11 protein-coding genes are annotated in these 14,432 nt (G+C 69.2%); 5 read left to right on the top strand and 6 right to left on the bottom strand.

Annotated elements, in window-relative coordinates; translation table 11 throughout:
* Positions 1-5 precede the first annotated feature (5 nt).
* Together xdhB and xdhA are read right to left on the bottom strand one after the other, a co-directional pair.
* The gene (gene xdhB, locus FHP25_RS19645; protein WP_147848652.1) at positions 6-2,357 is read right to left on the bottom strand and encodes a xanthine dehydrogenase molybdopterin binding subunit; all 2,352 of its coding nucleotides are present in this window, start codon (positions 2,355-2,357) and stop codon (positions 6-8) included.
* Positions 2,354-3,799: a xanthine dehydrogenase small subunit gene (xdhA, locus tag FHP25_RS19640; protein WP_147848651.1), complete on the bottom strand. Its 1,446-nt coding sequence runs from the start codon at positions 3,797-3,799 to the stop codon at positions 2,354-2,356. Before xdhA ends, xdhB begins: the two co-directional genes overlap by 4 nt.
* A gap of 153 nt (positions 3,800-3,952) precedes the next feature.
* Here xdhA and FHP25_RS19635 point away from each other — a divergent pair, with 153 nt between their 5' ends.
* From FHP25_RS19635 to FHP25_RS19625, 3 genes are all read left to right on the top strand, one after another.
* The gene (locus tag FHP25_RS19635; protein WP_147848650.1) at positions 3,953-5,368 is read left to right on the top strand and encodes a DUF6880 family protein; all 1,416 of its coding nucleotides are present in this window, start codon (positions 3,953-3,955) and stop codon (positions 5,366-5,368) included.
* Positions 5,369-5,471: 103 nt separating this feature from the next.
* Entirely contained in the window at positions 5,472-6,647 is a 1,176-nt protein-coding gene (locus FHP25_RS19630) for an acyl-CoA dehydrogenase family protein (protein WP_178133643.1), read from the top strand.
* A gap of 11 nt (positions 6,648-6,658) precedes the next feature.
* The gene (locus FHP25_RS19625; RefSeq protein WP_147848649.1) at positions 6,659-8,281 is read left to right on the top strand and encodes an acyl-CoA synthetase; all 1,623 of its coding nucleotides are present in this window, start codon (positions 6,659-6,661) and stop codon (positions 8,279-8,281) included.
* A gap of 245 nt (positions 8,282-8,526) precedes the next feature.
* Here FHP25_RS19625 and FHP25_RS19620 read toward each other — a convergent pair whose 3' ends face one another.
* The 3 genes from FHP25_RS19620 to FHP25_RS19610 form a co-directional block, all read right to left on the bottom strand.
* Positions 8,527-10,335 (bottom strand): DUF3987 domain-containing protein, encoded by a 1,809-nt coding sequence (locus FHP25_RS19620; RefSeq protein WP_147848648.1) that lies wholly within the window; start codon positions 10,333-10,335, stop codon positions 8,527-8,529.
* 221 nt (positions 10,336-10,556) lie between these two features.
* Positions 10,557-10,868 carry a hypothetical protein gene (locus FHP25_RS19615; protein WP_147848647.1) on the bottom strand — a complete coding sequence of 104 codons (312 nt, stop codon included), beginning with the start codon at positions 10,866-10,868 and terminating at the stop codon, positions 10,557-10,559.
* Between the two features lie 263 nt (positions 10,869-11,131).
* Entirely contained in the window at positions 11,132-11,818 is a 687-nt protein-coding gene (locus FHP25_RS19610; RefSeq protein ID WP_147848646.1) for an RraA family protein, read from the bottom strand.
* Positions 11,819-11,902: 84 nt separating this feature from the next.
* Between FHP25_RS19610 and FHP25_RS19605 the strand changes: the two genes are divergently transcribed.
* Positions 11,903-12,868 carry a Bug family tripartite tricarboxylate transporter substrate binding protein gene (locus tag FHP25_RS19605; protein ID WP_147848645.1) on the top strand — a complete coding sequence of 322 codons (966 nt, stop codon included), beginning with the start codon at positions 11,903-11,905 and terminating at the stop codon, positions 12,866-12,868.
* Between the two features lie 29 nt (positions 12,869-12,897).
* Positions 12,898-13,641 carry an enoyl-CoA hydratase/isomerase family protein gene (locus FHP25_RS19600; protein ID WP_147848644.1) on the top strand — a complete coding sequence of 248 codons (744 nt, stop codon included), beginning with the start codon at positions 12,898-12,900 and terminating at the stop codon, positions 13,639-13,641.
* Positions 13,642-13,892: 251 nt separating this feature from the next.
* Here the strand turns inward: FHP25_RS19600 and FHP25_RS19595 are convergent, their stop codons facing one another.
* Positions 13,893-14,432 carry a gluconokinase gene (locus tag FHP25_RS19595; RefSeq protein WP_147848643.1) on the bottom strand — a complete coding sequence of 180 codons (540 nt, stop codon included), beginning with the start codon at positions 14,430-14,432 and terminating at the stop codon, positions 13,893-13,895.

Below are 14,432 nucleotides of genomic sequence, written 5' to 3'. Positions count from 1 at the left end.
CACCATCAGATCGTGCGACGCCCCTGCCGCACGGCCTGCACCGTCATCAGGACACGCTCGGGCGTTGCCGGCGCGTCCAGGGTCACCGGCACCTGGTGGTCCACGACGCTGGCGATGGCATCCTTCAAGGCGGTCCACACCGCCGTGGCCAGCATCAGCGGCGGCTCGCCGATCGCCTTGGAGCGGAAGATGGTGGCTTCGCGCGCCGGCGCGTCCTGCAGGATCCTGACGTTGAAGATCGGCGGCATGTCGCGGCTGCCGGGGATCTTGTAGGTCGACGGACCGGCCGTGCGCAGGCGGCCCTCGGGATCCCACCACAGCTCCTCGCAGGTCAGCCAGCCCATGCCCTGCGCGAAAGCGCCTTCGATCTGGCCGCGATCGACCGCAGGGTTGAGCGATCGGCCACAATCCTGCACGAGGTCGACGCGCAGCACGCGCATCTCGCCGGTCAGCGTGTCGATCGCGACCTCGGCGACGGCAGCACCGTAGGAGAAGTAGAAGAACGGCCGTCCGTTCATCTTCTCCGCGTCCCAGTGGATCTTGGGGGTCTTGTAGAAGCCGGTTGCCGACAGCGACACGCGGTCTTGGTGGCACAACCGCGCCAGCTCGCCGAATGCCATCACGCGGTTGTCGCCCGGACGCGTGACATGCACGTGGTTGTCGCGAAATGCGATCGTGTCCTCGGGCACGTCGAAATGGCCGGCGGCGAACGCGGCCATGCGCTGCCGGATCGTGTTGGCCGCGGCGAAGGCCGCCCAGCCGTTGAGGTCGGACCCGGTCGACGCGGCCGTCGGCGACGTATTGGGCACCTCGCCGGTCGAGGTGGCGGTCACCCGGATGCGGTCGAGGTCGACCTGGAACACCTCGGCGACGACCTGCGCCACCTTCACGAACAGCCCCTGCCCCATCTCCGTGCCGCCATGGTTCAGGCGGACCGAGCCGTCGCTGTAGACGTGCACCAGGGCGCCGGCCTGGTTCATGCTCGGGATGTTGAAGGAGATGCCGAACTTCAGCGGAAACTGTCCCAGCCCGCGCTTGATCACCGCGCTGCCGCGGTTGAAGGCGTCGATCCCGGCCCGGCGCTGATCCCAGTCTGAATCGCGCGCCACCTGCGCCACGCAGCGCCGGATCAGGTTGTCCTCGACCTTCTGTCCATACGGCGTCTCGTCGTCTTTGCCCTCGCCGTAGAAGTTGACGGCACGCACCGCTTCGGCCGTCTTGCCGAGCGCATGCGCGATGCGGCCGATGGCATCCTCCATCACCACGACGCCCTGCGGGCCGCCGAAGCCGCGGAAGGCGGTGTTGGAAACCGTGTTGGTCTTGCACGCCAGTCCCGTGCAGCGGATATGCGGCACCCAGTAGACGTTGTCGACATGCGTGAGCGCGCGCGCCAGCACGCCGGGCGTGAGGTCGACGCTGTGCCCGCCATTGGCGGCCAGCGTGGCGTCGAGCCCCAGCACGCGGCCGTCGTCGTCGAAGCCCACCGTGTAGCGATAGAGAAAGCCGTGGCGCTTGCCGGTCGCCACCATGTCGTGCGCACGCGGCAGGCGCAGCTTGACCGGCCGCCCGGTCGCGCGCGCCAGCAGCGCCGCCGCCGCCGCGACCCACGAGGCGTTGCTTTCCTTGCCGCCGAAGGCGCCGCCCATGCGGCGCACCATCACCGTCACCTGGTTGTAGTCCAGCCCCAGGACGCGGGCGACGATGTGCTGCACCTCGGTCGGATGCTGGGTCGAGGAATGGATGATGAGATCGCCGTCCTCGCCGGGAAGCGCCAGCGCCACCTGGCCTTCCAGGTAGAAGTGCTCCTGCCCACCGACCCGGAAGCTGTTGGACAGCCGATGCGGTGCGCTGCCGAGCGCCGCATCGGCATCGCCCCGCGCCATCACCACGGGCGGATAGAGCAATGACTGCCGGGCCACCGCCTGGTCGATGGTGAGGACAGCCGGCAGCGCCTCGATGTCGAGCACGGCCTTCTTCGCTGCCGCCCGCGCAGCGTCCAGCGACGTGGCGGCGATGGCGGCGATCGGCTGGCCGGCATGCTCCACCAGCGCGTCGGCGAACAACGGCTCGTTCTCGCGGACCGGGGCGATGTCGTTGCGGCCGGGCACGTCGGCCGCGGTGAGCGCAGCAACCACGCCGTCCGCGGCCCGCGCCGCCGTCAGGTCGACCGCGCGCAGCCGTCCATGCGCCACCGGCGACAGCACCAGCGCCGCGTGCAGCAGACCGGCGGGCTCCGGCATGTCGTCGATGAAGACCGCCTCGCCGGTGGCGTGCTTGAGCGCGCTGTCATGGCGCTGCGCCCGGTGAACGCCGCCTTTGGCCGTGCCGGCAGCCAGATCAGGATCGGCGGTGGTCATAGCTGGTCGACCTCGATCACGGCATGGGGCTGCGTTGTCCGCAGATGAAGCCGGCGCAGCAGGTTGCCGGCCACGCACAGGCGATAGGCGGCGCTGCCACGCCAATCGTCGAGTGGCTGGAAGTCGCCGGCCAGGGCCGTCGCGGCGCGCTCGACGGATGCCGCGGTCCAGCGCTGCCCCACCAGCGCCGCCTCGGCGCCGCGGGCCCGTGCCGGGGTCGCGGCCATGCCGCCGAAAGCCAGGCGCGCCGTCCGTACCGTGCCGTTCTCGATCCGCAGCCAGTATGCCCCCAGCACCGCCGAGATATCCTGGTCTCGCCGCTTGGAGACCTTGTCGACATGGAAGACATCGCCAGCATCCGGAATCTTCATGTCGATGGCTTCGATGATCTCGTCCGACGCCAGCGCGGTGCGGCGATATCCCAGGAAGAAATCATCGACACCGACAATGCGCTGCCCCCGCGCCGCCGAGCGCAGATGGATCACGGCGTCCAACGCCAGCAGCACCGGCAGCGTGTCGCCGATCGGTGAAGCATTGCCGACATTGCCACCGAGCGTGCCCAAAGCGCGGATCTGGCGCGAGCCCAGCCGCCGTATCATGGCGCTGACCGGCGCCAGCGCCGGATCGAGATACTGCAGCAGGCGCGCATAGGTGACCGCGGCACCGACCCGCAGGCGCCCGCGCTCGAGCGACACGACCTGCAGCTCCGGCACGTGCACCACATGCACCACGTGGTCCGGCACGTCGCGGTCGTGGCTGACTCGCAGCCCCAGATCGGTTCCGCCCGCCAGCAGCCATGCGCCGGGAAAGTCGCGACGCAAGGCCAGCAGCGCATCCAGGCTCGCCGGCGCATCGAAGCGCGTCGCGCCGCCCTCGAATGTCGCCTGGGACGTCCCCAGGACCGCATGCGCATAGGCCGGCCCGCCGTCCGGCACCACAGGCTGCTGCGCCACGGCCGTCATGGCCGTCATGGCCTCCACGATCGGGCGGTAGCCGGTGCAGCGGCAGAGATTGCCGGCCAAGGCGTCGTGCATCAGTGCCGGATCGGCCGGCTCGCCGCCGGTGGCGAAGGCATAGAGGCTCATCACGATGCCCGGCGTGCAGTAGCCGCATTGCGTGCCGTCGCCTTCGGACAGCACCTGCTGCACCGGATGCGGTGCACCGCCCGGCCCGCGCAGCCCCTCGACCGTGCGCACCGCCTGGCCATGCACCTGGCCCATCATCACCAGGCAGGCATTGGCCGGCGCGCAGGTGATCCGCCCTGGCGCGGCCGCCTGCTCAAGCACCACCGTGCAGGCGCCGCAGTCGCCCTCGGCGCAGCCCTCCTTGGTGCCGGTCAGCCGCGCCTCTGCGCGCAGCCAATCGAGCAGGGTCATCGCCGGCGATATGCCGGCGGCCACCACGGGCCGGCCGTTGAGGATGAACTCGATACGATCGGACATGCCGCGCTCCGATGCCTCCAATTCAGGAGCCTTCGTCCCCCTGGATCCCCATCCCGGGACCATCGCAAGATCCGGGCCGAGCCACTGATTTGACAGCGACTCGCCGACCCGCTGCAATACCCGACTTTGCCGAAGCGGAGCTGGGGGTTCGGATTGCCGAAGACGACGATCAAGCGCAGCCCCACCGGCATCACTGTGGCCAACCTCGAAAAGCTGGGGGCATCGCGGCTGGCGGCGCTGCTGGTCGAGCAGGCGCGCCACGACCGGCTCCTGCGAGAAACCCTGACCCGCACGCTGGCGGCCGCATCGGGCGAAGGCGAGCTGCACGACTATATCGACCGGCGCCTGCTGATGCTGGCCAAGGGACGCGAGGTCGACCGGGAAGGCGCGAAAGCCCTGGTCCGTGAGCTGGAGCAGCTGCGCCAGGACACGATCGCGGCGACCGATCCTGCCGCCGCGATCGGCCTGCTTCGGCACATGCTTGCGCTCGGTCCTGCCATCGTGCGCCGCGCGCCGCCGCCACGCGAGCAGGTCAGCGCCTGGCTGGCCGCCGTGCTGGCCGACCTGGTGCGCCTGTGGCGCGCGGCGCCGCCCGACCCGGACGAGCTCGTGGCGCTGGCGATCGACTGCGCCGGCCGCGAGGACGACGCCTTTCCCAACGTGCTGACGGTCCTTGCGCCCGCGCTGGGCGCGGCCGGCCTGCAGACGGTGCGCGCACGCCTGAAGGCGGCGTTGAAGGAGCTGCCGGCCGAGCTTGCCGGCGGCCGCTGGGGCGCCGCCGGCAAGCCGGCCTACCGGTCGGGCACGCATGCCTGGCGCTTGCGCCGCCAGCTAGGCGAGATCGCCGACCTCCTGGGCGACGTCGACGGCTACATCGCGCTGGAGAAGGCGCAGCCGCGGGCCCAGGTCAACGTGCGCGCCATTGTCGAACGGCTGGTGCGGGCTGGCCGCGGCGCCGAGGCGCTGGCGTGGCTCGACGACGGCCGTTACCACAACCGCCTGATCCCGACGCTCGATCTGCGATTGGCGGCGCTGGAATCCCTGGGCCAGCGGGAGGAAGCACAAGCCCTGCGCTGGCAGCATTTCGAGCGGCATCTCGACAGGGAGATGCTGAAGGATTACCTCAGGCACCTGCCCGATTTTGCTGATTTCGAAGCCGAGCAGCGCGCGATGGCGCATGTCCTGGACGCCAAGTCCGCCACTGACGCCCTGGCCTTCCTGCTCGCCTGGCCTGATATCGACAGCGTCGCGCGTCTGGTGCGCAGCCGCAGCACCGAGTTCGGCGCCACGCCGCCCGACATGCTGTTCAGCGCCGGCGAGGTGCTGCGCTTGCGCCATCCGCTTGCGGCGGTGGTCGCCCTGCGCCTGGCCATCCAGGGCGTGCTGCGGCGCGGGCTGCCGCACCTGATCGAGAAGGCGGCGCTGGCGCTGGCCGAATGCGCGGCGCTGGAGCCGCCCGCCGGCACCGAGCCGGATTGGGAAGCGCACGACACCTTCGTCGAGCGGCTGCGCGAGGCCTACCCCAGGCCATGGAAATTCTGGGAGGCGGTCTATCCGCTCGCGCATTGAGCCGCCATTGCCAAGGCACTGACCGCCCGCTAGACCCGAAGCGATCGCCTATTACCTTTCTCCGCGCCCCATGCGGCAGCCCTGCCGCCAGACCGAGTGACTCATGATCGATTTCAGCCTCACGCCACGCGAACAGGATCTGCAGGACCGCACACGCACGTTCATTCGCGACGTGGTGCTGCCCTACGAGAAGGACAAGCGGCAGAGTCCGCACGGCCCCAGCGACGCGCTGCGGCGCGAGCTCAATGCGCTGGCGCAGCGCGCCGGCCTGCTGGCGCCGCAATGCGATCCGCACTGGGGCGGGCTGGGGCTGTCGCATCGCGAGCGCGCCATCGTGTTCGAGGAGGCCGGCTACTCCCTGCTGGGCCCGATCGCGTTGCACTGCATGGCGCCCGACGAGGGCAACATGCACATGCTCGAAGCGGTGGCGAGCGAGGCGCACAAGCAGCGCTGGCTGAAGCCGCTGGCAGCGGGCGACATCCGCTCCTGCTTCGCCATGACCGAGCAGGCGCCCGGCGCCGGCTCGGACCCGTCGGCGATGACCACGACAGCCGTGGCCGACGGTGACCACTTCGTCATCAACGGCGAGAAGTGGCTGATCACCGGCGCCAACGGTGCCGGCCTGATGATCATCATGGCACGCACGATGATCGACGGGCAGGACCGCGGCGCCACCATGTTCATGTGCGACCTGCCCGCAAAGGGCATCGTCGTCGACCGCACCATCGACACCATCGAGGAATCCATGACCGGCGGCCACTGCGTGGTGCGCTTCGAGAATTTGCGCGTGCATCGCGACGACGTGCTGGGCGAGGTCGGCCGCGGCTTCCGCTATGCCCAGGTGCGGCTGGCGCCGGCGCGGCTGACGCACTGCATGCGCTGGCTGGGCGCGGCGCGCCGGGCGCACGATATCGCCGTCGACTACGCCAACCGGCGCAAGGCCTTCGGCAAGACGCTGATCGAGCACGAGGGCGTCGGCTTCCAGCTCGCCGACAACCTGATCGACCTGCACCTGTCGCGGCTGGCCATCTGGCATTGCGCCTGGGTTCTCGACCAGGGCCGCGACGCCCGCACCGAGTCGAGCATCGCCAAGGTGGCGGTATCGGAAGCGTTGTTCCGGATCGCCGATCGCTGCGTGCAGGTCCTGGGCGGCATGGGCGTCACCGGCGACACCCTGGTCGAGCGCATCTTCCGCGAGATCCGCGCCTTCCGCATCTACGACGGCCCCTCCGAGGTGCATCGCTGGAGCCTGGCGCGCGGCCTGGCCGTCAAAGCCTGAGCGAGGCCACCATGCGCCGTCCTCAGGCCGACACCTTCGATGCGCTGCGCGCAGCATTCCGGTGGGAGATACCGGCGACATTCAACTTCGCCACCGATGTCGTCGACGCGTGGGCGCGTGAGCCGGCGCGGCCGGCGCTGCTGTGGTCCAACGCTGCCGGCGAGGAGCGTCGCTACACCTTCGCCGAGATCGCCAGCCTCTCAAGCCGTCTCGCCAACGTGCTGCGCAGCGCGGGCGTGCGCCAGGGCGATCGCGTCGTGGTCATGCTGCCGCGCCTGCCGGCCTGGCAGATCGCCATGGTGGCGTGCCTGCGTCTCGGCGCCGTGCCGATACCGTCGATCGAGATGCTGACGGCCGACGACATCGCCTACCGCGTCGAGGCGTCGCAGGCCGTGGCGGCAGTGACGACAGCGGCCAACACCGGCAAGTTCGCCGGGCTGCCGGGCGTGGTCGTCCGGGTCGCGGTGGGCGGCAGCGAGGGCTGGATCGATTTCGACTCGGCGATCGCGGCGGCAAGCGACAGCTGCCCCGCCGCCACGGTCGGCGCCGAAGACCCGGCGATGCTGTTCTTCACCTCGGGCTCGACCGGCAAGCCCAAGGGTGTGCTGCATGCTGCCCGTGCCCTCTTCGCGTGGCGCAACGCCATGTGGTTCTGGCCCGACCTCACCGAGCGTGACGTCATGTGGTGCACGGCCGACACCGGCTGGGCCAAGGCCGGCACCAGCGTGCTGATCGGCCCCTGGTCCTGCGGCGCGGCCGTGGTGTTCCATGACGGGCCGTTCGACGCCCGCCGCCGCTTCGAGCTCATCCAGCGCTACCGGGTAAGCGTGTTCTGCGCTCCCAACACCGAGCTGCGGCGCTTGGTGCTGGAGGACGTGTCCGCGTTCGACCTGTCCTCGCTGCGGGCATCGCTGTCGGGCGGCGAAAGCGTCAACCCGGAGATCGTCACGCGCTGGGAGGCGATGACGGGCTGCCGCCTGCTGGAGGCTTATGGCCAGACCGAGGGGCTGATGCTGGTCACCAACCATGCCTTGCTGCCGCCGCGCGCTGCCTCGATGGGCAAGCCCTATCCCGGCCTCGATGCGGCGGTGGTGTCGGTCGATCGCACCCGGCTTCTGGGCTCCGACGAGGTGGGCGTGCTGGCGATCCGCCAGCCGCAACCCATGCACATGCTGGGCTACTGGCGCGATCCGCAGCGTACCGCCGCCGATCGCGTGACTATCGACGGCGTCGACTGGCATCTCACCGGCGATCTCGTGACCATGGATGCCGACGGCTACATCTTCTACCAGGGACGCGACGATGACATCATCGGCTCGGCCGGCTACCGCATCGGGCCGGCCGAGGTCGAGAACGCCCTGATGCAGCATGACGCCATCGCCGAGTGCGCCGCCGTCGCCAGCCCGGACGACGCGCGCGGCGAGGTGGTGAAGGCGTTCATCGTGTTGAAGCCTGGTGTCGCGCCGTCAGACGCGCTGGCAAGCGAAATCCAGGAGCATGCCAAGCGGGTGACGGCGCCGTACAAGTATCCGCGCCGCATCGAGTTCGTGGCCGACCTGCCCAAGACCCCGACCGGCAAGACCCGCCGCCGCGAGCTGCGCGACCTGGAGTACCGCCGCGCCGGGAAGATGTGAGTCATACCCCTCTCGCCGGCTGGGCACAGGGCTGCCCGCGAGAAAGCATGGCGGCAACGCAATGGGCATTGGCAAGGCGATCGCATATCGCTTTCTGTCATCCTGAGCGCAGCGAAGGATCTATTGAGCAGCCGACACCCACGGGCCTGGGAGATGGCGCAGGTGCGCCATCCGATGGTCCGTGCCAGGCGACGGTCCAATAGATCCTTCGCTGCTCTCAGGATGACAGAAAGCGTGCAACAACATCATATGCGATCGCCCTGCTCACATGGGGTAGCGGAAATTGCGTAGACCTGCCGCTCCCTCGAATGGCACGGCTCTCGCAGCTTGCTTGCTGTCACCCCGAGCGCTGCGAGGGATCCAGCGATGGCACCTGGATCCCTCGCGGCGCTTGGGGTGACAGGCTGTATCGCTGCGCCACTTTTCGTCTTGGCGTCGTCGCGCGTGTTCGAGTCGAAAGAGGTAGCGGAAATTTCGGCATCGTCCTCCTCCCAGGCTGTGTGGCAAGGATTCTCCGCCCACAGCGCGGGGTTGACCTGCCAGCGGCGGGGCGGCCGGCCGGGGCCGGTGGCGGCGTGGTCCATCGGCCGCAGCCAGCCGGCCGCGACCAGCGCCTCGGCGACCGCGTCGGCCTCGGCCGCGGTGACCGCCTGCGACAGCGCCTCGCGGCGGATCTGCTCGCGGGACACCGCGTCCGGGCGCTGCACCGCCAGCCAGCGCCGCACGCGCTCCACGTCGCGCCGGCCCGCGGCATCGAACACGGCGCGCGCCTGGGGCCACAGACAATGCCACCACAGGTCGACAGCCGCGCCGATGTGCTCGGCTGACACCTGCGCCGGTTCCGGCGTCGCCGCGGCCTGCGCCGCCCAGTCGAGGAAGCACATCACGCCGGCCAGGCGCAGCACCATTGCCGGGCCGTTGCTCCACCACGCCGCCTCCCGTCCCGCCAACGCGATGGCGTCCTGGTCGTGCACGCGCCGGAACGCTTCGAACACGGCGAGCGCCGCCGGGGTCAGCGGCACGTCGCGAGCCGCCGGAGGCATGTCGCGCAACCGCACCAGCGCTCCGAGCGCATCCGCGCGAAAGCCGTCCGCGTCTGGCAACAACGGCTGCAGCACCGCTCGTGGCGGGCAGATGAACAGCAAGCGCCCGAGCACGTCGTCGCTGCCGCCGCGGCGCTCTGGCGGTATCGCCTCGGGCCGCAGCGTGCCCAGGATCGACACGGCACATGTGACCTCGCCCACCGGTTCGCCACGGCGCGTGACGGTCCACGGCTGTGCCGACCAGGCTTTCAGCCAGCAGCGCCCGTCCAGGCCGGCTCTGCGGCGCGCGGCGAGCCAGGCCTCGAGCGCGTCAGGCGCCAGCAGAATGCCGGACGGATGGCCGCGCGCGGCATCGGCGATCGGCTGAATGCGGGGATCATCGATGACAAGCCGGCGTGGCGGCAGAGGGTCCTCGGCTTCCGGCGGCAGCGGATCGGGCGCCGCCCCGTTCAACACCAGGTTGCGCACGTCCTGGCGCCAGAGCCGCGCGTGCACCCGCGCCGCCTCGCGCGCGCCGGCGTGACGGCGTCGGGCGGCGTCGCCGGTGCTCCCCAGGTGCTGCTCCAGCGCGCGCACCAGTTGCAGCGCCGCATCCAGGCCCCGCGTCCGGCCCGAGCCCGGCGCGCCGACCAGGGCCGTCCACAACACGCAGGGTTCGCGCCATGTCGGCACGGGCGTGACGTGGCGCGCGCCGCCGATCAGGCCGGCGGCCACGGTCAGCAGCGACAACGCCACATAGTCGACGGGCGCAGTCGCAGCGCGCGCAGCGTGCCGGCACCAGTCGCGCCACTTCGGCGGCAGGATGTCGCTGGGGAAGGACGGCGGATCGCCGGTGGTAAGCTCCAGTGGCGCACCGGCGCGCAGCAGCCTGCCCTGAGCCTGTCGAAGGGCCGGATCATGAATGACGGAAGGAGAAGAGCCGGCCCTTCGGGCCGGTGCGCCATTGGAGTGGCGCGCTCCCGGCAGAACGGCAGGCACGTCATGGTTGCACACAGCGGCTGACATGGCCATGAGGCGAACCCGATGCTGGTGAGGATGGTGTTGCTTGTCGACAGCAACCGGCGGCAACGCCCGTCTTGCGGCACGACGACGGGAACGCGAACTGCGGCGTATATATGCGACGTCCCGGCGGGCCACAACGGAACGAAAACAGGCGAGCGAAATATATCTTGCTGGCACGGAGCGACCTGAGATGCCCTAAGCGTTTCCCGCGTGTAACGCGCCACCGGTTCTCATTTGTGGGCGGCAATCACAACAAAGTCGCGGCGCCCGGGTCGCAACGGCAGATTTAACACACGGGTTTTCAAGTAAGCAAGAAACCGATCAACCGTAGTTCCCGGTTGAACCTTTACTTCCACCTTCTCGTTCTCAGTGAGAAGCGCCTCTATCGCAGGCGCTACCGCATCATAGGCGGTACGACAGTCCTCGTGCGCTACATAAAGGCCCTTCACCTGGTCGGACGTGAAGACGTGCCAGCCGTCGACAATTCTGTAATCTACCGTAACCGTCGACGCCGGCGCCTTCCGGGTCTTGGTCAGTGTCATCTCCTGCGTGTCGTCCCCAAAATCCGGACAACGCACACGTCCCCCCGCGGTTCAACATAGACCGATGGGAAATTTCCCATCGGGAGCGATAATATTGTGCCTCAGGCGTAACTTGGCGGTGGCTGTCCCGGCGCCGCAGCCTCCATCAGCTCGTCGCGCTCGGTTCGGTCGCCACCGGCGCCGCTTGGTCTTCCGAATTCGAAGTCTGCTCGCCCAGGCGATGAACGACTCTTCTTCAGTGCCAAGAAGTGTTGCGTCGTGCCTCAGATCCGCTTCACGCGATCCGATTTCAGGATGCGCCCGGCGGCGGCGTTCATCGTGGCGCCGCCCTTCACCTTGGCTTCGGCCGCGGCCTCGGCGGTGCGGATGGCCTTCAGGCGCTCGATCACCCCGTCGAGCATGGCCTGCGGCACGACCACGACGCCATCGGCGTCACCGACGATGACGTCGCCGGGCGATACCGTCACGCCGGCGATCTGGATCGGCAGGTTGGTGGTGCCGGGCCCGGTGCGGGCCGGCGAGTTGGGCGAGACCCCGGCGCAGAACACCGGCAGGCCCGTGGCCAGGATGCCGGCACGATCGCGCGCCAGGCCATCGGTGACGAAGGCGGCGACGCCCTTGTTCTTCATCATGCCGCAGACGAGATCGCCGACCAGCGCCGTGCCGGTATAGCCGTCGTTGGCGACGATGATCACATCGCCTGCCTGCGCCTGCTCCAAGGCGCCGAACACGCCCAGATTGTCGGCCGGATAGGCGAAGGCGGTGATCGCCACGCCGCAGAATGCGGCGTTAGCCGGATCGAGCGGCTTGATGCGCCAGTCGAGCGCGCCACGGCCGTCCATGCTGTCGACCAGGTGCCCGGTCTGCGCGCCGGCCAGCGCCGCGACCTTGTCGGCGGCAGGGCGCGTAAATGCCTCGCGGATGGTCAGGATGGGCGGATCGTCGAGCATTGGCAGTATCCCTCTTGAAAAGTGCGCGGCTTTCCCGCTGGCGGTGTGAGTGCCATAGTCCGGGCAAGGACGCGGGAGGATGGCATGAACAGACGGGCGCTTGCAGCGCTGTTCGCCGCGGCGGCCTTGATGGCCCCGGCCCTGGCGATGGCCCAGACAAGCTGGCCGACCCGTCCCCTGCGGGTGATCGTGCCCTACCCGCCGGGCGGCCCCAGCGATTCCAGTACACGGATCGTGATGGAACGGGTGTCGTCCCTTCTGGGCCAGCCGATCGTGATCGACAACAAGGGTGGCGCCAGCGGCATGATCGGTGCCGAGGCGGCCAAGTCGGTGCCGCCCGACGGCTACACCTTCCTGATGGTGACGACGGCGATGGTGTGCATCACGCGCCACCTGCAGCCGATCCCGTTCGATCCCGAGAAGGATTTCGTGACCGTCGGCCGCATGGCGACATCCTGGGGCGCGATGGCCGTCCACCCGTCGCTGCCGGTCAAGAATGTCCGTGAGTTCGTGGCCTATGCCAAGGCCAACCCGGGCAAGATCAACTTCGGCTCGTCGGGGCTGGCCACCATCACCCATCTGATCGGCGAGATGCTGAAGCTCGAGACCGGCATCGACATGGTGCACGTGCCCTACAAGGGCAGCGCGCCCGCCACGCAGGCGCTGCTCGCCAACCAGGTGCAGGTGCAGTTCGACTCGACGGTCCTGCCGCACGTCAAGGCCGGCACCTTGCGGGCCCTGGCCATGCTGGGCGACGCGCGCTGGGGCCAGCTCCCCGACCTGCCGACCCTCAAGGAGCAGGGCTACGAGAAGAGCGACGGCGAAAGCTGGTTCGGCATCGTGGCGCCGGCCGGCACACCGCAGCCCGCCATCGGCAGGATGGCCAAGGCGATGGCGGAGGCGATCGCGGCCCCCGACATACAGGCCAGGCTCGACAATGCAGGGCTGCGCCCGACCTGGCTCGACCCGGCGGCGTTCCGCGCCACGATCACGGCCGAGGCAAGGATGTTCGGCGATATCATCCGACGAGGCAATATCAAGACCGAGTAGCAGCGTGACGCGGAAAGGAGTCCAGCACGATGGCCGATGTGGTGACAGTGACGAGGGATGGCGCGGTCTCGATCTTCACGATCAACCGGCCGGAGAAGGGCAACGCGATCAGCCGCCAGGTGGCGCTGGACCTGCAGGAGCGTTTTGCCGAGTTCGATGCCGACGACAGCCAGCTTGTAGCCGTGATCACGGGGGCCGGCGAGAAGGCGTTCTCGGTCGGCGCCGACGTCACCGACCTGCCCGAGCTGTGGCGCTGCGTGCCGACGCTGGGCGTGCAGACCGAGAAGCCGGTGATCGCCGCCACTTCGGGCTGGTGCGTCGGCGGCGCCATGGTCGTGGTCATGATGGCCGACCTCGCCATCGCCAGCGAGACCACCAGGTTCTCCTATCCCGAGGCCAAGCTCGGCTTCACCGGTGGCATCATCTCCGGCCTGCCGGCGCGCATCCCGCACAAGATCGCGATGGAGATCATCATGATGTGCCGGCCGATGGAGGCGCAGCGCGCCTACGAAGTCGGCCTCGTCAACAAGGTCGTGCCCGCCGGCAAGCATGTCGAGGAAGCCGTGGCCTGGGGTCATGAGCTCGCCGGCTTCGCTCCCCTGGTGCTCAAGACCATCAAGCGCTTCGTCACCCAGCAGGTGCTGCCGCGCGGCCCGTCGGAGCTGATGGCGCGGGCCATGGTCGACCTGCAGCGCGTGCGCGACAGCGAGGACGGCCAGGAAGGCGCCCGCGCCTTCAAGGAAAAGCGCACACCGAAGTTCAAGGGACGTTGAGGCGGATCGGGTCAGCCTGAATCCCACGTGTCATCTCGGGAGTTTATGATCTTAATCTTCCCCCGGAGGGGGAAGGTGGCGCGAAGCGCCGGAAGGGGGATGCTGCAACGGATTCGATGTCGCCGATGAACAACGAATCCGTTCGAGCATCCCCCATCCGCCCCCTCGGGGCACCTTCCCCCTCCGGGGGAAGGATCAAGTCACACACTCCGGGCGCAGCGAGGATCTCCCGCGAGGAAACGCACGGTGCGCTATTCGCGGGAGATCCCTCGCTGCGCTCGGGATGACGACGATGTCATTGCGTTCAGCTTCGCCACGGCCTGGGCGACGATTGCGTCGGGCGGCTGGTCGATCGACACCGTGACGGCCTCGTCGGCGTCCGGCGGCTCGAGCGCTGCGAGCTGGCTGTCCAGCAGGGTCGCCGGCATGAAATGGCCCTTGCGCGCCGCCAAGCGCGCCGCGATCAGGGCCTTGTCGCCGGCCAGGTAGACGAACCGCAGCCCGGGCGAGCCGGTGCGCAGGATGTCGCGGTAGCGCCGCTTCAGCGCCGAGCAGCTCAGCACGATCGGCCGCGGCCCACGCGACCAATCGGCGATGGCGGCCGCCATGGCCTCGAGCCATGGCTTGCGGTCCGTGTCGTCGAGCGCCTGGCCGCTCTTCATCTTGGTCACGTTGGCGGGCGGATGGAACGTGTCGCCCTCGGCATAGTCGCCATCCAGGGTGGTCGCGAGCCGCGGGCCGACGGTGCTCTTGCCGCAGCCCGAGACGCCCATCACCACCACGACCAGCAT

Origin of the sequence: Vineibacter terrae (assembly GCF_008039615.1) — a bacterium.
Lineage (GTDB): Bacteria > Pseudomonadota > Alphaproteobacteria > Reyranellales > Reyranellaceae > Vineibacter > Vineibacter terrae.
The sequence above is the reverse complement of the archived record's forward strand: the minus strand, read 5'-3'. Positions and strand labels throughout refer to the sequence as shown.